Here is an 18,175-nt window from a genome sequence, read left to right on the forward strand (position 1 = left end):
TTATCAAACTAGTTTATGAGTTTATTTGTAATTCTAATTGTCACCATACCATAAATTTTATTTTCTTCTGAAAAACAACAGTGACTATCTACACATTAAAAATATTGTTGAGATTTACAAATCAACTAATGCTTTTGATTCATAATTATAAATGTTTAGCAAAAAATATTTTTGGCAGTTGTTTGAAGAGAGATTTGTGTCGGATAAAGCTGTGTAAGTGTTATAAATACTGACAATTATATCTGTAGATGAATCGAAGAGTTTTCAATAAAAGTTACTCTAAAAAGTAGAGTAAGAATAAACATCCAAATTATAAGTTTCAAATTGTATCTATGGAGATGAAAATGCTTGAATCATATCGTCAACACGCTGAAGAAAGAGCAGCATTAGGGATTCCGCCTTTACCATTAGATGCAAAGCAAACGTCGGAACTGTGTGAATTACTGAAAAATCCCACCGAAGGTGAAGCAGAATATTTATTGCATTTGCTGCGAGAAAGAGTTTCCCCTGGGGTAGATCCAGCAGCTTATGTAAAAGCTGGATTCCTTACCGGGATTGCCAAAGAAGAAGTTGAATGTTCTTTAATCTCACCCATCGAAGCAGTACAGTTGCTGGGTACTATGGTGGGCGGTTACAATGTTCAGTCTTTGATTGAATTGTTACAGACTCCTAGCATATCGCTATCGGATTCTTCCGAAACTCCTTTAGCAATGGGTGGCGAAGGAAAAGAACCAATTGCAGCCCATGCAGCTACAGCTTTAAGTAAAACGCTGTTGGTTTATGATGCTTTCAACGATATTTTAGAATTAGCTGAAACCAACCCTTACGCTAAACGAGTAGTTGATTCCTGGGCAGAAGCAGAATGGTTTACAATTCGCCCAGAAGTACCAGAAGCAATCACTGTCACCGTTTTTAAAGTCCCCGGAGAAACAAACACAGACGACTTATCCCCCGCAACCCACGCTACCACGCGCCCGGACATTCCTCTCCACGCTTTGTCAATGCTAGAAAATGCCATGCCGGAAGGGTTGGCGACTATTGCTGAATTAAAAGAAAAAGGGCATCCCGTAGCTTATGTCGGGGATGTTGTCGGAACTGGCTCATCTCGAAAATCGGCTATTAATTCCGTATTGTGGCATTTAGGAGCAGATATTCCTTACGTACCCAACAAGCGTGCGGGAGGATATATCTTAGGTAGTAGCATAGCGCCAATATTCTTTAATACAGCAGAAGATGCTGGTGCTCTACCCATCGAATGCGATGTCACCAAGATAGAAACGGGTATGGTAATTACCATTCACCCTTACAAGGGGGAAATTACCAACGAAAATGGCGAAGTTATTTCTACCTTTAAACTAAAACCCGATACAATTCTTGATGAAGTCCGCGCTGGTGGTAGAATTCCTTTACTAATAGGACGTGCGCTTACCGATAAAATCCGCGAAGCATTAGATTTAGAACCGAGTACTTTATTTGTTCGTCCCCAACTACCCGAAGATAGCGATAAAGGCTTCACATTAGCCCAGAAAATGGTCGGGAAAGCTTGCGGATTACCGGGAGTACGTCCGGGTATGTCTTGCGAACCGATCATGACTACCGTTGGTTCTCAGGATACTACAGGTCCCATGACAAGGGATGAATTAAAAGAACTTGCTTGTCTGGGTTTCTCCGCTGACTTAGTAATGCAAAGCTTCTGTCATACAGCAGCATATCCCAAACCCGTTGACGTACAAACCCACAAACAATTACCAGATTTCTTTGCTCAACGTGGTGGTGTAGCATTACGTCCCGGTGATGGTATTATCCACTCATGGTTAAACCGGATGCTGTTACCAGATACCGTAGGCACTGGTGGTGACTCCCATACTCGTTTCCCTTTAGGAATTTCATTTCCAGCAGGTTCCGGTTTAGTAGCATTTGCAGCAGCTTTGGGTGTAATGCCGTTGGATATGCCAGAATCGGTATTAGTAAAATTCAAAGGTGAATTACAACCCGGTGTTACCTTAAGAGACGTTGTAAACGCAATTCCCTACGTCGCAATTCAAAAAGGTTTACTGACAGTAGAGAAGAAGAATAAGAAAAACGTCTTCGCAGGAAGAATCATGGAAATCGAAGGCTTACCAGACTTGAAAGTAGAACAAGCCTTTGAATTAACCGATGCTAGCGCCGAACGTTCCTGTGCTGGCTGTACCATTAAACTGAGCGAGGAAACTGTAGCCGAATATCTGCGTTCCAACGTTGCTTTATTAAAGAATATGGCAGCTCGTGGTTATCAAGACGCTCGTACAATCATGCGTCGAGTAGCCAAAATGGAACAATGGCTGGCGAATCCCGAATTAATGTCAGGTGATGAAAATGCAGAATATGCAGAAGTCATCGAAATTGACTTAAACGAAATCAAAGAACCAATAGTAGCCGCACCAAACGACCCCGATAACGTAAAATTACTATCGGAAGTAGTAGGTGATAAAGTTGACGAAGTATTTATTGGTTCCTGCATGACCAATATTGGACATTACAGAGCCGCTTCTAAAGTATTAGAGAATGCCGGAAAAGTTACAACTCAATTGTGGATTTGTCCTCCTACCCGCATGGACGAAAAACAATTGAAAGAAGAAGGTATTTACAAAGTATTTGAAGAAGCAAACGCTCGTACAGAAATGCCGGGTTGTAGCTTATGTATGGGCAACCAAGCAAGAGTAGAAGATAACGCTACGGTGTTTTCTACTTCTACCAGAAACTTCAACAATCGTATGGGTAAAGGCGCACAAGTTTACCTTGGTTCGGCGGAATTGGCAGCGGTTTGTGGATTATTAGGTAAATTGCCTTCGGTGCAGGAATATATGGATATTGTGGCGAATAAAATTCATCCTTTTGCTGATGATTTGTATAAGTATTTAAACTTTGACCAAATTGCTGGTTTTGAGGATGAAGGTAGAGTGATTCCGTTGGAGGAAATGCCGAAGATTGAGGATATTTTGGGGATGCCGAGTGGGGCTAAGTAATTGATGTTTTGATGGATAAGTAAGCCCTCACCCTGAAGGGTGGGGCTATATGAACGAAGCCCGCCCGTGCGGGCTTTTTTGTTTTATAATTATATTAGGATTAACAACACTATTCGATGTTGGGTTACGACGCACGATTAATTATTTATAGGACTTACGCATTGACAGAAAAGGCTAAATAACAGGTATAGTTTTCAAGACTTATAGCTAGATTTTTAAATCAGATTTTGGCAATCGCCAAAATTAAAAGCGACATCCAAAAGCCTGAAACAAAGTATTTACCTTAATGCATAAGATATTTCTTTTGTACAGTGCGTAAGTCCTAATTTATTAAGTATCAATTGTTCTTATCCACCTAACCCAACCTACAATTACAATTATTTTGCTTTACTTAATCCTATATTTTAGCAACACACTTAATCTCAACCATGAGTTCGGGAAAACCAAGGCGAGAAATTTCTATAACAGTGCTTGCTACTACAGGATTACCAGAATACATTTCGCGTCTACACTTTATTACTTCTGCTGTTGAAACTGCTTCCATATCTGTGATAAAAATTACTTCATCGACAACATTTTCTATAGAAGCATTATATTGTGCAAGTAGTTTTTTAATATTTGTGTAAGCCTGACGCACCTGAGTTTCCATATCGCCAATTCCTACAACATTACCTTCATTATCAAGACTTACCTGCCCCGAAAGATAAATGGTGTCATTCACTTTAACAGCTTGGGCATAACCAAATTCTTCTTCTATATGTAAACCCAGATATTTAGCTTCTTTAGTATATTGTTTTTGTGTCATGTTCAATACTCCATCAATTCTTAAACACAGTATTGCGGAATAATGACATTTAAGTATGCAAGGTTTTTGCGGTGTTTTTCCAAGTTCTTGCTATTAATGCAAAAAATTTTTGGGTGTAATTCCTGTCAGACGCTTGAAGTGATAGGTAAAATGTCCCTGGCTAGAAAATCCAACAACTTGGGCAATATCTTTAATTGCCATATCTCCTCTACGAAGTAATTCCTTAGCACGTTCAATTCGGCACTGAATATGGTACTGATGAGGTGGAATACCCATAGATTGCTTGAATAAATGGGCAAAGTGATATGAACTTAAACGAACAATTGCCGCAAGTTCAGCTAAACTTAAGTTTCGATCCAAATGCTCATTCATATAATTAAGCACTTGTTTTAACTGCTGCTTGGATAACCCTCCTTTATGTTGTTTAACATTAGATTTTTGTGTAGAGTATCGAGATAGAAGATGAATTCCTAAAGCATTAGCCATAGAATCTGCATATAAGCGACTACCTAAACCGTTGGCTTCAATCGCATTTTTGAGTGCTAATCCCATATGCACAATCAAGGGGTCGAAAAATCCCGTTAATTGCGGAACAAATTCGATTTTATCTTTTCCCCAGCCTTCTTCACTTAACTGCGTGAGTAGTGACGGCTTTAGATACAGTAGCAGAAACTCAGCTTCACTATCCCAGACAAACGACTTATTGGTATTTGCTGGATAAATACCCACTTGAGTTGTTGCTGAATGGATAATTTCGGAATATCCATCTATTATTTGTTCGAGAACAACAGGTTTACCAAAATTGATACAAATTTCGTGATGAAGTGAGCAATGTTGAGGTAAGCTACCCGCAGCCTGACGGTAATGAGCAAGGGAAATATTATCCCAACCTGTTGCATCGCTAGAGATAATTAAATCGGGAGATACAGACATTCACCTGTCTTCTTTAAAAATGTCAACTTTCGTTGATATTACTATCATATATTTCAACGAGTAATTTAAGTACAATGAAAGCAGAACCGAAGCTATAATCAAAATCTTTTTTTGAACTTCTTTTTTATATAAGAAAATAAATAGCCCAGGTCGCCGGGCTTTGCTTATGTAGCCCCAGATTTCAAACTGAGGGTATTCTTTTTCCAAGGTATGATCAATCTTCTCCCAACAAAGAATTAAATTCTGATTTCAACGCTTTCATATCCGCTATCCTGGCAACTAGGGAGTAGGTTGGGTAGAGCGAAGCGAAACCCAACATCAGATAGTTAAATAAAGACCACGATTCGATGTTGGGTTACGACGCATTATAAAATATTCGTTTCATATCAAATGTTCTCATGCGTCTAACCCAACCTACAAATAAAATATTTTTTTAATTATCTTTTCATATGAAAAATATTAGCCCACGCAGGTGGGCTTTGTTTCTGTAGCCCCACCCTTAGAGGGTGAGGGCATTATTTTTCTTAAGGTATTATCAACCTTCTCCCAACAAAGAATTAAATTCCGATTTCAAGGCTTTAATATCTGCAACCCTACCAACCAATAAATTATCATCACCCGCATCAGTTAAACGGGATTTCCAGTACCCAATACTTTCTGAATTGTTCATCCAGAACTTAATGACGGTATCTACTACTTCATCCATATTCCAGCCCCATTTAGAAGGAACTGGTTCCACTGTTTCGAGAAATGCATCTAAAGTACATTTATGAGTTCCCAAGTACTCCACACCTTGACTTTGCGGATTTTCCTGATTCTGTTGTTGATGGTTAAAAAAGTGCAATATTGGAGATACACCTACAATATCGAAAGTATATTTCATCGGATTCCTCCAGGTTGTAAAAAAGTTCTGATTTTTAAAGATATGATTTAGCGCTGGTTTGCCAATAAATAATTAAGTACAATCAAATTTGCGATTAATATTATTTAAATAAAGCTAGCAATATACAGGATATAGTGCTAAAATTTATCCGGTACAAAGTTAGCAGTTAACAATTGAAAGTGCTAATATTCGTTTAGCAAAAAAATTAGCAGAAAGCTTCATAGAGTGCTAATATTTATAACGCTATTTATATTAAAATATTAAAGATTTTCACTAATTGGAAAGAGCAAGTTACTCTTCTTAATATTTCTTAATATTTGTAATGATATATTTTTCAGGGGAAGTAGCAGCTTTGTCTGCTGCCTGCTTGTGGTCTATTGCGTCCGTGGTCTATAGTCAGCTGGGTGCGCGGATTCCACCTTTACAGTTAAATCTGATTAAAGGAATAATTGCGATCGCGCTTTTTGTATTTACAATTTTGGCAAGGGGAGATTTATTTCCTTCAATCGCGACTTTACCAATGTGTTTGTTACTGTTGAGCGGAGTTATTGGTATAAGTTTGGGCGATACTTTGTTTTTTAATACTATAAATAGTTTGGGAGCTAGAAGAGCATTACTAATGCAAACCCTAACTTCACCAATGTCAGCAATTTTTGGACTGTTTTTTCTACAAGAAAAGTTAAATGCCTTGGCTTGGTGCGGTATTTTAGTAACAATATTAGGAGTGGCTTGGGTTGTAAGCGAGCGCACAGCGGATGTAAAAAATATATCAATTGGAGAATTTAAAAAGGGTATAGTTTTTGGCTTATTAACAGCAATAGCTGGTGCAATTGGTGCGGTACTTTCGCGTAGTGCAATTGCGGATACTATAATTAGTCCTTTGTGGGCTGCTTTAGTAAGGTTGAGTGCTGGGACATTAATTCTGCTGATATGGAAATTATCTAGAAAGCAAGCAAGCTTTCGTCATGATAACTTTCTGAATTCACGAGTAATTTTAGGAACTTTTTTTGCCGCTTTCTGCGGAACTTATTTAGGAATTTGGCTGCAACAAACCGCCATAAAACTTACATCTGTAGGAATTGCTTCCACCCTATTACAAACCAGTCCTCTTTTTGTCATACCTTTTGCAATTTTGATGGGAGAAAAAGTGAGTATTCGAGCAATTTTGGGTGTTTTTATTTCCATTAGTGGAATTGCATTATTGTTTTATCTTTAAAAGTAAGAGAAGCCCCTGAAAAAAATGATGAAATTATAATATCTCGAACACCCAATTTATACTTTTGTTCGCATAAGCTTAATATCAAACTGTAGATATAACATTATGACTACCAACTGAAAGGTTACCAAGAATTTTCTTTCCAGAAAACACACTCTTTTTGTTGGGGTGTAAGATTTTTTGCCAACGATTCTATGTGTTCGTGACTAAGAAAAGAAGCACCATAATGATTATGTACTATTGGATTTCTAGAAGTATAGTCAAAAAAGAGTGTATACCTGTCAGAAGAAATTGGTATTTTACCTCTATGAAATATACTACCGGTAGAAGCAAAAACAACAGTTCCAGCAACTCCCAAACAAGACTTAAAATGTAAAGGCGATATCACCTTTTCCATTGTTCTATCTTGTACATAACCATATTTGTATCTTAAAGAAGAAATTATTTTATCGGTAAATGATTGAGGAATATATTCAAAAGGACCATTTTTTTCATTTACATCGTTAAGATAAATAATTACTTTCAAAACTCTTCTATCTTCAGGATCGATATGCCATAGTCGTGACTTGAGTTGAACTGGATTAGTAGTATCTCTACGATAATATGCCCCATGATAAGCGACTGGCAAACCAATATAGTTCTCAACTATATTGATTAAAGGCTGCTCTAAACCCCAAAGAAAAATTTCTTTATGTTCTAAAATTTGCTCGGGAGTGGCATGAACTACATATTCATTTTTACCTTGAGACAGGCTTCGCGGAATTTTCGGCATCAATGCTTTAGCTGATTGAAACATCGGCTTAGTAGAAGGAATGGATAGGGCTTCTAATGAAGTCATTGCAACTCCTTCACTTTTGATTGTGTCTATCAAACTTTGTTCATAATCCGAAATAGCGGGTAAATTATCAAAGTGCCTCTTCCGTGCTACTCGATAATTAAGTTCATCTTGAGTACACAAAAACGGAAGTTGGCGAGTATTCAATGATACTTCGTTCCGAATTTTATAGACAATTTTTTTATACATAACTTAACTTAGAATTACGGCACAGAAATAACGCAAACGAAAACAATTATGTAAAGCTAGATGTGTATAAAATTTTTTGAACAAATCAAATATACAATTACATATTTTTCCCCGTATAAGCTCAGCAAGGCTTTCAATTTGCAAAAAATTTACTTTTAGGAGAAATTACTTAACACTGGCTTTATATTATTTTGATAAAAAAAGATTGTCAGTTTTCAACTCGGCGTTTATATTACTTTAAGATATAGTCATTATATGTATTATTACATAGTACACAAGTTTTTATCCTAACATAAAAAGCTTCAGAACCCGTTCGGATTCTGAAGCTTTACGCAAAGCATATTATGGGAAGATGTTAAATTTACAGAAACATTGCTTTATATTACGTAACTAAATATTTGCTTTTGATGCTAGCTTATAGAGGTAAATACGTGTTGGCTATAGAATTAAAAAAAAATTACTTGAGTTTTGCGTTCTCTTTTACATTTTAGATAGCAGTCAACTCATAATTAAAAAATGAAGATTAGAATAAAATTTAATACTTTGCTATTTTTATAGATATTTATGCTAATAAACATTGGTTAGTTAGTAATAATTCTTCAAATTCTGCCACTGGTAAAGGATGACTTAACAAATAACCTTGTGTTTTATCGCATTTAAGAGCTTTGATAATATTAAACTCTGTTCTAGTTTCTACACCTTCGGCAACTACCTGTAAATCAAGGTTATGAGCCATTTCAATAATGCCTTTTGTTATTGCTAATTTTTGTCTATCCTTGTCAATGTTATGGACAAAATAATGGTCGATTTTCAAAGTATTGATTGGTAGCTGCTTCAAATAGATTAAAGATGAATTTCCAGTACCGAAATCATCGATAGAAAGTTTCAAGCCATGAGATTGTAGCTCTTGCATTCGGTTAATTGCTGTATTCATATCATGTTCAATCACCCCCTCTGTGATTTCTAGCTCTAAAGAAGACGGATGCAAATTATTTTCTGCTAATGATATAAGCAATTTTGAAACAAAATCCTGCTCAACTAATTGGTTGATTGAGATATTTATTGTAGCGTAGAAATCTTTGCAACCCGCATCTTGCCATATTTTTGTTTGGTTACAGACATTCTCGATCAACCATTCTCCAATTGGAATAATTAAGCCTGTGGATTCAGCTAAAGGGATTAATTCCGCAGGGGAAATTAACCCTAATTCCGAACTTTGCCAACGAACTAAGCTTTCAGCAGCCACTATCGAACCAGAGGTAGTATCAACAATTGGTTGATAATGAACTTGAAATTCTCTTAATTTTCTTTTTGCTAAAGTTCTGAGTAAACTACTTTTGAGAATTTGAAGTTCTGGTAAAAAACGAGCCGAGTTTTGATTATTTTTGGAAAGATATTTTATATCATCTGTTTGCTTTTCTAATCGACTCATGATTGCATTTAACAGTTCTGAACGCGTGAATGGCTTGGTAAGATAGTCATCGGCACCCAAGTCCATACCTTGACGAACGTCCGCCTTGGCATTTCTAGCTGTAAGAAATATAAATGGGATAGTTGCTGTAGATGCTTGCAAGTTCAACTTTTTTAGAACTTCGTAACCATCAATATTTGGCATCATCAAGTCGCATAATATTAAATCGGGAGCCTCAGAAACTGCTAAGTCTAACCCTATTTTGCCATTCGCAGCAGCTAATGTTTCAAAGTTTTCAGCTTCCAATAAATCCAAAATATTTTCGCGTACTGACTCTTCATCTTCAATTACTAATATTTTAGTCATAGTTTTGAGATTTAATTTTGATTACTTTTGATTGCTTTAGAATTGATTTTTTTTTAAAGCAATCGTTTTAAGAGTTTTTTTCACTCAAAGTACATAAATATTTAATACATTATGGCACAATAATTTTTGGAAGATAGGAATCTAGATATTTTTATATACCTGTATTTATATTGCATATTTTTTTATAACTGCCATCGTATTTCTACTGAAAACATTAAACAATAATACATTATATTTATTGAGTTCAACCGATAAATTATGCGATTTACTTTGAAAGCTATATATTTATCTCATTATTAGCTATGATTTACTACTGGTAGCTTAATAGAAAATTTTGTACCTACGCCTACTTCACTTGAAACTTTAATATCACCTTGAAGTACATCTACACACTTTTTGACAATTGATAATCCCAATCCAGTGCCCGGAATATTACCTACATTGTTACATCTATGAAAAGAATCAAACAAGGATGGCAAATCTTCTGGAGGTATGCCGATTCCTTCGTCTTGAATCTCAAATAAAATTTGTGAATCTTGAGCATCCAGAGTTAATGTAATGGTAGTTCCGCTTTTAGAATATTTAATTGCGTTAGATATTAAGTTATTGAATATGTGAGCTAATAATTTTTCGTCAAAGTAGCCAATCAGTTGAGCATGACTTGTTATGAAATCAAATTTAATATCTGCTTTATCTACTTTATTTGCTTTCTGATTGATTTGCACATCTTCTATTAACTGACTGCTGAACTCTACTAAATCTAACTCTTGGGGATTAGAATCAACTTTGTCTGCTTCTACTTTACTAAGAAATAATACATCATGTAATAAACTGTTCATGTGCTGAACTGCCTTATTAATTCTATGAAAGTGCTTAAGTTTCTTTTCGTCGTCCCATTTATGATGGTAATTTTCAAGCAACTCTGATGAAGAAAGAATAGTACTTAGGGGCGTGCGAAATTCATGAGAAGCCATTGAAATAAAGCGGGATTTAAGTTCGTTAACTTCTTTTTCTTTTTCTAAGGTTTGTTGTAAATCTTGTTCGAGATTCTTACGCTCGGTAATTTCAATACGATAGCCGATGATTTCTAAAGGATTTCCGGCATTATCTTTTATCAATTTTGATTGCTCGTATATCCAAATGTAATTGCCGTTTTCATGCAAAAATCGGTATTCTATACTTACTTTCTTCTCTGTAAATACTTTTGTCAGTTCTGTAAGATATAGCTGTATATCCTCTGGATGAATGTGGCTTAGCCAAAAGTTAGAATCGCATAAAATATCTTCTGATTGGTAACCAGTTATATCTACAATATTGTCACTTATAAAAGTAACTGCATAATCTTCGTAAATTTCTGAACTATAGATTACTCCGGTGCTAGAAAATAGCATGTGTTGCAATTTCTCTTGTGTTATCAAGAGTGACATTTCTGTCTGCTTATGCTTAGTAATATCAGTTTGAATACAGATATAATGAGTTATCTTTCTATCGCGGTTAAAAATTGGTGAAACACTAAATTGATACCACAATTCTCTACCATCTTTACAGTAATTGCGTAAGATGATATCGCTGTATTTTAAATAAGAATAATGGCATGATTTTAGAAGTTTATTTATTTCAAAAATAATATTGTCAACAAAACTATTTTTGAATCCTAACCCTTGCGATATACTCTCATCGCAAATACGCTCAAATTCAGGATTAGCAAAAACAATTGGTTTAGAAGCTAACCTAACATCAAAAATCATTATGCCATTCTGACTAGCATTAAAACCTGTATTCTTTAATTGTAAAGCCTGTTGTGTTTTTAAAGTTTCAGTTATATTAGTATAAATGCCTATCATACCAATAATTTCACCAGTGACATCTTTGATTGCATCGTTTCGTACATCAAAATGCAAGATGTCACCTTTACGATTTGTCATTTCTAATTCATGTCGCCAAGATTTTCCTTGTTCTATGTTTGCTAATAATTCTTCGTATTGACACTCATTTTTCCATAAAAATGGTAGTCCCCCCAATGCATTTAACTCTTCAGCAGCATAACCAAATATTTGAAGAAAACTTGAATTTTGATAAATTGTATGACCTGCTATATCTGTAATTACAATGCCTTCACTACTATTTTCTAAAGCTTGTCGAAAGTAAATTAAACTTTCTATATTTTGATTGTTATCTGTTTCTTCAGTTCGTCTAATCTCTTGTTCTGTGTAATTTATTTTCTTTGTTCTTGTTATCTCCGACTGATAATTTTCAAGTAAAAAGGCATTAATTGCTTCACGAGCAATACTACCTACTAATAGACCTTTTTCATCTTCAATTAATACTGCATCTTTTGTGTCAGCTATAATATTCAAAATTGATGCTGTATCTTGAATCTGAGAATATTTAATCTTGATTACTGAAGTTCTCATAAATTCAGTAATTTTACTTTTTTTTAAATTGATTTGGGACTTTACCACCTTTAAAGCATCTTGCCATGAAAATACACCCACAACTCGCCAGTTTTCCACTACCAACACACTTCCTATAGGTGGTTGTCCATCCATCAACGCTATGACATCCCAGACTGTTGTTTCTACTCCCACGATCGCTGGAGCATAGTCAATTAAGTTTTCTAAAGGTAGTGAAGAAAAAGCTGGAAAGGCAGTTGGCATAAATTTATAAGAGAATAGTTTTCACAATATCTCGATCGAGCACTAGCTTAGATAAAACCCCTTCTCATATTTTTGTCTCTTAAAGGTTATAATAACTCGGGTATAAATACTGAAATCTGTATTTGAATCAATAAAAATTTACTATGCAAATGGCAATTCTGGGTGGCATTGCTTAAATGCAGGATGAAGTAGCATCTGAAACTATTAATAATTCCTTCGGGCACAGAGTTAAACCATCCCATAATTGAGCAACGCTTTCTGGGTTTCTGCAAATCGCAAGTCATCTTTGGAAGCAGACAATTATATAAATAACCGCAACCATTGCTATGATTGGCATTTGCATCATGGTTGCGGTCAAAAGTTATTGAGTTTAAAAAACCGGGCGTTGCTGATTAAAAGTATGAATAGCACCCCAACCCCCAATTCTGGGGGAGAAATATAATTTAAAGTCCCCCAAAGAAGGGGGGATGTAGGGGGCTACCGTTAGACAGTAATAATAAATTCATATTTCAATTCAGCAACGCCAAAAACCGTAATCAAGCCTCGTGGTTAGTGATTATCTATGCATTTTGGGGTTCAACTAAATTTTCTATTCCTTGAATAACCTTAGCCGATTCGATTTTGTCCCCTTCCTTGATTTTTTCCAAAATTTCTTTACCTGCTGTGACGTAGCCGAACACGGAATAGCGTCCATCGAGCAAGTTACGTCCAGCTGGAGTTAGTTCGGGCTCAAATAGAAAGAAGAAAAATTGGGAAGATCCTCCGTTAACTTCAGTTTCGGGACGAGCCATTGCGACTGCACCATAAGAAGAGAAAGGTAAAACAGGCATTTCTGTGTAAAGTCCGGCCTGCTCAAGAGTTATGCCGTAAATTGGCTCTTTATCACCTTCAACAAGTACTTCTAAGGGAATAGCACGATACTCTCCTGTTTTTGGGTCAATAAATCCTGCGTCTTCACCCGGTGGATCTCCAGCTTGCAGTACATAAAAATCTTCAGCACGCAAGAATTCTAAACCATCGTAAAAGCCCCGCTCAATCAAATCAACAAAGTTTCCGGCAGTAACGGGAGCGCTATAGCCATCCAAAACAACTTCAAGATCTCCTTGAGTCGTTTTAACTTCTACGGTGGCACGTCCTTTTAGCTGGGGTAAATTACTGTATTCTGCAGGCACTTCATAAGGAAAACCCGTCACCATAGATTCTTCGAGTTTGCTTACCAAATCCAAAAGCTTGGCTCTTTCTATCCAAGTTTCTTCTTTATCTTTAGATTTGGCTACTTCTTGGAGTTTTTCTACACCAGTTCCTAATTCGTCAATCCAAGCGGAGGCTTGCTGTTGATTTTTTTCAGGAACGCTTGCTAATATTTTCTCTGGCTTGCTCAAAATCCGCGCAGCAGTTTTTAAATCATTAGAGATAGCTCCCCAGCGTCGATTTGCCCTTAACTGGGTTGCAATATCTTCCAAACTTTTTTGTAATTTCCGCACCGGCTCGTTATCTATGGGAAGCGCATACCTTAATAAAGCTTTACCATCGGTAATCGCATTTCCCGCCGGTAAAGCCGCAATACTAGAAGAAGTCCATCCGGTTGTACTAATTCCTATAAATAGCGCAACCAACAGCAATGTAATTAGACAATTCTTCAAAGAAGATTTTAATAAATTGAACATGGAATCTAACAATGCAACATCAAATTATTTTAGATTTCGTCGTAACCTACCAATAATCTTCCCACAGTAGAGTAAGCTTCGGTAGACGAAGAAAGTCTAGGTAGCGAAAATGGTATAGGAATACTTATTTTATAAAATTAAGTATATATTCCGTGCATTTCCCGATAACGATGATTGAGTACCTATTAAAATTGATCGTATTTGCCCTGCGAATATTTTCCTAAAAATTAGCAATATTGGAGTCTTAAAAAATCATCAATGAGCAAAGATAAAAAAAGTCAAGGTTACAAAGTAATGGCTGACAACCGTCAAGCCCGTTATCTGTACGAAATTTTGGAAACTTACGAAGCAGGCATTCAGCTAACTGGAACCGAAGTTAAGTCCATTCGAGCAGGTAGAACCAACCTTCAAGATGGCTATGCACTAATTCGCGATAATGAAGCATGGCTGCTAAACGTACATATTTCACCCTACAACGCCAGCGGACAATACTTTAACCACGAACCCCGTCGAAGCCGCAAGCTTCTTCTTCATCGCGACGAAATTCGCAAGCTGATTGGTAAGACAGAACAGCAAGGTTTGACTTTGGTTCCTTTAAAAATGTATTTAAAAGGCGGTTGGGTAAAAGTTAGTATCGCTCTCGGTAGAGGTAAAAAACTTCACGACAAACGAGAAACTATCAAAAAACGTCAAGATCAGCGTGAAATGCGGCGTGCAATCAAAAATTATTAAGGTAATAAACAATAGGGAGTAGGGGAAAATGCCCGAAAAATCAGAATTTATGGGTTGTAAATCTAAAATCTAAAACCCAAAATAGGTTGGCTAATCAACCTATTCCACAAGATAACTATGCCAATTTGAGGTATCTTCATTCATCCCCGGAGGAAGCAATAATCTCCAGGTTTTACCTTCTCTTTGAAGCTGTAGGTAAATGTCAAATATTTTTTGGGGTTGTTCTATGTTTCTTTTTGGTAATTTAAAATTTAAATCATAAGTTCCTTGGATTCGGAAAGCTGGTAAATGTTCAACAGTCATCAGCTTCCTTTGTTTAATTGACAAATGATTGATTTCAAGTTCGCGAAAATTCAAATTCAACTTTTGGCTGAGTTGCTGTTGAGTTTCCTGCATTGAAAGAGCGATTGCCTTTTTTACTAACTGTTTATTTGGTGATGGAGTACCAAAATTACAAGCTGTTAATAGCACTAGCAAAATCGCCGTTAAAACCAGTCTAACCATATCCTTCCTGAGATTTTCTAGATACCCGACGACAGTATAACGAATTAGCTTCATAACATCTACGTTTTGCACTATTAATAGTAAAGAAAAACGTAATTTAAGTTTTTATACAAGTGGGGGAATTATGTGAATGTTAACTTAAATGACATTACTCGTAAATACAATTATGCACAACTGTAGAAAAATACAGAACATCTAATAAGAGTCTGTAGTATGGAAAACATAGATCGTCGCAAATTATTATCTGCAATCTGTCATGGAGCAATATTATTTAGTTCTATGGTTGTAACTGTTGCGGCACCAATTGTGATCTTATTTACTACAGAAGATTCTATTGTTAAGGCTAATGCTAGGGAATCTTTAAATTTTCACATTAACCTTTACACATATGTACTAGTATTTTACTTGGTGTTTTTTCTTGCTATAGGTATTGGACTACCTGTTGTTTTACTGATTGTTTTATCTCTTGTTTTATGGTTAGTCAATTTCATCATGCCGACTATCGCCCTTATTCATGTTTTGAACTCACCAAATCAACCCTACCGCTACCCATTTATTTTTCGTTTAGTGTCATAACCTGTTTATTTTCGATGGATAATCAATATAGATAATTTTGTATTACAAGTTTTTTTTGTGTTGTTTATATTTCTTTACGAAGAAGCATTCCGTTAAGTTTAACTGATTAAAAAAAGCAATATACATACCGAACGCGCATTTACTAATAACTAATTCTATGCAAGTAAAAGAAATTGGCGAACAAGGACTTTTAAAAATATTGCAGCGTTTTTGTCCCCCAGATATTATTGGTGACGATGGAGCAGTATTACCGATCGCTGCCGAAAAATCTTTGGTCGTCACGACTGATGTACTCGTAGATAATATTCACTTCAGCGAAACTACTACTTCTCCATCAGATGTCGGTTGGCGTTCGGCAGCCGCAAATCTTTCCGATCTAGCTGCAATGGGAGCTTCACCCTTGGGAATTACCGTAGGCTTGGGACTTCCTGGAGATACTGCCGTTGATTGGGTAGAAAAATTATACCAAGGAATGACCCAATGCTTAGAGAAATATAATACCCCGATTGTTGGCGGTGACATAGTGCGATCGCCAGTTATAAGTGTAGCGATTACGGCTTTCGGACAAGTTTCTCCAGAGCTGACTATTCGTCGCCATCAAGCCCGAGTGGGAGACGAAATCGTGGTTACGGGTTGTCATGGGGCTTCTCGTGGAGGTTTAGAATTGTTGCTAAATCCCGATCTAAAAACAAATCTCAGCCCAACTGATAAAGAAGGATTAATAAAAGCACATCAACGACCAAAACCACGTTTAGATGTTTTACCAATTCTCTGGAAAATTGTAGATTCCTATTCCATTCTAGATATCTGCGGAATGGATACTAGCGACGGTTTAGCAGATGCAATTTTACAAGTTTGCCATTCAAGTCAAGTTGGTGCGGTGATTGAAGCGACAAGGGTTCCCCTACATCAAGCTTTTAAAAATTGGCTAACACCCGAACTTGCTTTAAATTATGCTCTCTATGGTGGTGAAGATTTTGAACTGCTGCTTTGTTTGCCAAAAGAAGCTTCCAGGGAATTAGTAAGTAAACTTGGTGATAGTGCTGCGATAATTGGAACTATCACCGATAGCGATCGAGTTGTATTGCAAGATAAATACAAAGAAACTCCCGACCAAGTATTAAACTTAAGTCGGGGATTTCAACATTTTACAAATTAGGTTAAGAGCTAAGAGCTAAAATTTATAAAGTCTTACATTTACAACTCCTAATTCCTAACTCCTAACTTCTAAGTTTTAGTTATTCCACTTCTGAGCAACTAATTCAGCTAAGTCAACAACGCGCTGGCTATAGCCCCACTCGTTGTCATACCAAGCCATAACTTTAACCATATCCCCACCCAGAACCATTGTCAGGCTGGCATCTACAACCGAAGAATTATCGCTACCTTTATAATCGGATGAAACTAAAGGCAAATCGCTATAACCCAAAACACCTTTTAATTCGTTTTCAGCAGCATTTTTAAAAGCTTGGTTAACTTCTTCAGCAATGGTAGGCTTTTCCACTTGGACTACAAAATCTACCATCGAAACATTAGGAGTAGGTACGCGCAATGCTACACCATTCAGTTTGCCTTTAAGCGCCGGTAACACCAATGCTACGGCTTTTGCAGCACCAGTAGATGTCGGTACAATATTCATTGCTGCCGCTCTTGCCCGTCGTACATCTCGGTGAGAAGCATCAAGCAAGCGCTGGTCACCAGTGTAGCTGTGAGTGGTGGTCATAGTACCTTTGATGATACCAAATTTCTCATCTAATACTTTAGCTACGGGAGCCAAGCAATTAGTGGTACAGCTTGCATTACTAACTATGTCATGCTTGCTTGGATCGTAATCATGATGGTTTACACCGATTACGTAAGTACCGACATTACCACCCTTCCCAGGAGCCGTAATCACAACTTTTTTAGCACCAGCTTTAATGTGCTTTTTTGCTCCCTCTTCAGTAACAAACACCCCTGTTGATTCGATAATTAAATCAATATCCCATTCCTTCCAGGGCAAGTTTTCCGGATTACGGTCAGATACACATTTTATTGTTTTGCCATTTACTGTAATGGAATTATCATCAGCAGAAATGTCAGCGTTTTTTAAATTGCCTAGCATGGTGTCATACGTTAGCAAATGAGCATTGGTTCTGGGGTCTGAGGTATCGTTAATAGCAACTACTTCAAGGTTACTATTTTCTCTAGTCATCCAACAACGCATAAAGTTACGTCCGATGCGACCGAAACCGTTAATTGCAACTCTAACCACAGGTCTTGCCCTCTGTATTTATGTCTAAACAGTGCTTATTTATGACCTCGATCATATCGCAAAGGGGGGAGTATTAATAACTATAGAGCGTTAGATTCCCAAAAAAGTTGATAATTTGTCCCGATTAGCTGCCGCAAACACC

14 protein-coding genes are annotated in these 18,175 nt (G+C 36.6%); 5 read left to right on the top strand and 9 right to left on the bottom strand.

The genetic code is table 11. The features are described 5' to 3' along the window. Positions 1-344: 344 nt before the first annotated feature. Positions 345-3,005, top strand: a complete 2,661-nt coding sequence (gene acnB, locus RIV7116_RS03570; protein WP_015116902.1) for a bifunctional aconitate hydratase 2/2-methylisocitrate dehydratase — start codon at positions 345-347, stop codon at positions 3,003-3,005. A 397-nt stretch (positions 3,006-3,402) separates the two neighbouring features. Here acnB and RIV7116_RS03575 read toward each other — a convergent pair whose 3' ends face one another. The 3 genes from RIV7116_RS03575 to RIV7116_RS03590 all read right to left on the bottom strand — a co-directional run bounded on the left by RIV7116_RS03575 (position 3,403) and on the right by RIV7116_RS03590 (position 5,626). Next, positions 3,403-3,810 carry a RidA family protein gene (locus RIV7116_RS03575; protein ID WP_015116903.1) on the bottom strand — a complete coding sequence of 136 codons (408 nt, stop codon included), beginning with the start codon at positions 3,808-3,810 and terminating at the stop codon, positions 3,403-3,405. Positions 3,811-3,903: 93 nt separating this feature from the next. Continuing rightward, positions 3,904-4,743: a helix-turn-helix transcriptional regulator gene (locus RIV7116_RS03580; RefSeq protein WP_015116904.1), complete on the bottom strand. Its 840-nt coding sequence runs from the start codon at positions 4,741-4,743 to the stop codon at positions 3,904-3,906. Between the two features lie 535 nt (positions 4,744-5,278). Next, positions 5,279-5,626 (bottom strand): hypothetical protein, encoded by a 348-nt coding sequence (locus RIV7116_RS03590; protein WP_015116905.1) that lies wholly within the window; start codon positions 5,624-5,626, stop codon positions 5,279-5,281. A 322-nt stretch (positions 5,627-5,948) separates the two neighbouring features. Here RIV7116_RS03590 and RIV7116_RS03595 point away from each other — a divergent pair, with 322 nt between their 5' ends. Next, positions 5,949-6,842 (top strand): DMT family transporter, encoded by an 894-nt coding sequence (locus RIV7116_RS03595; RefSeq protein WP_015116906.1) that lies wholly within the window; start codon positions 5,949-5,951, stop codon positions 6,840-6,842. 124 nt (positions 6,843-6,966) lie between these two features. Here RIV7116_RS03595 and RIV7116_RS03600 read toward each other — a convergent pair whose 3' ends face one another. From RIV7116_RS03600 to RIV7116_RS03615, 4 genes are all read right to left on the bottom strand, one after another. Beyond that, on the bottom strand, positions 6,967-7,866 hold the full coding sequence (locus RIV7116_RS03600) for a phytanoyl-CoA dioxygenase family protein (RefSeq protein WP_015116907.1): 900 nt from the start codon (positions 7,864-7,866) through the stop codon (positions 6,967-6,969). 562 nt (positions 7,867-8,428) lie between these two features. After that, positions 8,429-9,643 (bottom strand): EAL domain-containing response regulator, encoded by a 1,215-nt coding sequence (locus tag RIV7116_RS03605; RefSeq protein ID WP_015116908.1) that lies wholly within the window; start codon positions 9,641-9,643, stop codon positions 8,429-8,431. Between the two features lie 296 nt (positions 9,644-9,939). Continuing rightward, positions 9,940-12,300 carry a PAS domain S-box protein gene (locus tag RIV7116_RS03610; protein WP_015116909.1) on the bottom strand — a complete coding sequence of 787 codons (2,361 nt, stop codon included), beginning with the start codon at positions 12,298-12,300 and terminating at the stop codon, positions 9,940-9,942. Positions 12,301-12,860: 560 nt separating this feature from the next. Next, a complete protein-coding gene (locus RIV7116_RS03615; RefSeq protein ID WP_015116910.1) occupies positions 12,861-13,967 on the bottom strand; it encodes a peptidylprolyl isomerase in 1,107 nt (368 codons plus the stop codon). A gap of 258 nt (positions 13,968-14,225) precedes the next feature. Here RIV7116_RS03615 and smpB point away from each other — a divergent pair, with 258 nt between their 5' ends. Then, on the top strand, positions 14,226-14,699 hold the full coding sequence (smpB, locus tag RIV7116_RS03620; RefSeq protein ID WP_015116911.1) for an SsrA-binding protein SmpB: 474 nt from the start codon (positions 14,226-14,228) through the stop codon (positions 14,697-14,699). Positions 14,700-14,798: 99 nt separating this feature from the next. On the opposite strand, the gene RIV7116_RS03625 is transcribed toward smpB, so the two are convergent. Beyond that, the gene (locus tag RIV7116_RS03625) at positions 14,799-15,257 is read right to left on the bottom strand and encodes a hypothetical protein (RefSeq protein WP_015116912.1); all 459 of its coding nucleotides are present in this window, start codon (positions 15,255-15,257) and stop codon (positions 14,799-14,801) included. Positions 15,258-15,416: 159 nt separating this feature from the next. Between RIV7116_RS03625 and RIV7116_RS03630 the strand changes: the two genes are divergently transcribed. Both RIV7116_RS03630 and thiL read left to right on the top strand, forming a co-directional pair. Beyond that, on the top strand, positions 15,417-15,779 hold the full coding sequence (locus RIV7116_RS03630) for a DUF4870 domain-containing protein (protein WP_015116913.1): 363 nt from the start codon (positions 15,417-15,419) through the stop codon (positions 15,777-15,779). A gap of 157 nt (positions 15,780-15,936) precedes the next feature. Continuing rightward, positions 15,937-16,938 (top strand): thiamine-phosphate kinase, encoded by a 1,002-nt coding sequence (thiL, locus tag RIV7116_RS03635; protein ID WP_015116914.1) that lies wholly within the window; start codon positions 15,937-15,939, stop codon positions 16,936-16,938. Between the two features lie 75 nt (positions 16,939-17,013). Here the strand turns inward: thiL and RIV7116_RS03640 are convergent, their stop codons facing one another. Then, the gene (locus RIV7116_RS03640; protein WP_015116915.1) at positions 17,014-18,033 is read right to left on the bottom strand and encodes a type I glyceraldehyde-3-phosphate dehydrogenase; all 1,020 of its coding nucleotides are present in this window, start codon (positions 18,031-18,033) and stop codon (positions 17,014-17,016) included. Between the last annotated feature and the right edge of the window lie 142 nt (positions 18,034-18,175).

The organism is Rivularia sp. PCC 7116, from assembly GCF_000316665.1.
In the GTDB taxonomy this organism is placed as follows: domain Bacteria; phylum Cyanobacteriota; class Cyanobacteriia; order Cyanobacteriales; family Nostocaceae; genus Rivularia.

What these genes read in the sequence shown, in the direction of transcription:
- RIV7116_RS03580 (WP_015116904.1), bottom strand. Translation starts at nt 4,743, where the DNA reads ATGTCTGTATCTCCCGATTTAATTATCTCTAGCGATGCAACAGGTTGG.
- RIV7116_RS03615 (WP_015116910.1), bottom strand. Translation starts at nt 13,967, where the DNA reads ATGTTCAATTTATTAAAATCTTCTTTGAAGAATTGTCTAATTACATTG.
- RIV7116_RS03590 (WP_015116905.1), bottom strand. Translation starts at nt 5,626, where the DNA reads ATGAAATATACTTTCGATATTGTAGGTGTATCTCCAATATTGCACTTT.
- RIV7116_RS03595 (WP_015116906.1), top strand. Translation starts at nt 5,949, where the DNA reads ATGATATATTTTTCAGGGGAAGTAGCAGCTTTGTCTGCTGCCTGCTTG.
- RIV7116_RS03610 (WP_015116909.1), bottom strand. Translation starts at nt 12,300, where the DNA reads ATGCCAACTGCCTTTCCAGCTTTTTCTTCACTACCTTTAGAAAACTTA.
- thiL (WP_015116914.1), top strand. Translation starts at nt 15,937, where the DNA reads ATGCAAGTAAAAGAAATTGGCGAACAAGGACTTTTAAAAATATTGCAG.
- acnB (WP_015116902.1), top strand. Translation starts at nt 345, where the DNA reads ATGCTTGAATCATATCGTCAACACGCTGAAGAAAGAGCAGCATTAGGG.
- RIV7116_RS03575 (WP_015116903.1), bottom strand. Translation starts at nt 3,810, where the DNA reads ATGACACAAAAACAATATACTAAAGAAGCTAAATATCTGGGTTTACAT.
- smpB (WP_015116911.1), top strand. Translation starts at nt 14,226, where the DNA reads ATGAGCAAAGATAAAAAAAGTCAAGGTTACAAAGTAATGGCTGACAAC.
- RIV7116_RS03600 (WP_015116907.1), bottom strand. Translation starts at nt 7,866, where the DNA reads ATGTATAAAAAAATTGTCTATAAAATTCGGAACGAAGTATCATTGAAT.
- RIV7116_RS03625 (WP_015116912.1), bottom strand. Translation starts at nt 15,257, where the DNA reads ATGAAGCTAATTCGTTATACTGTCGTCGGGTATCTAGAAAATCTCAGG.
- RIV7116_RS03630 (WP_015116913.1), top strand. Translation starts at nt 15,417, where the DNA reads ATGGAAAACATAGATCGTCGCAAATTATTATCTGCAATCTGTCATGGA.
- RIV7116_RS03605 (WP_015116908.1), bottom strand. Translation starts at nt 9,643, where the DNA reads ATGACTAAAATATTAGTAATTGAAGATGAAGAGTCAGTACGCGAAAAT.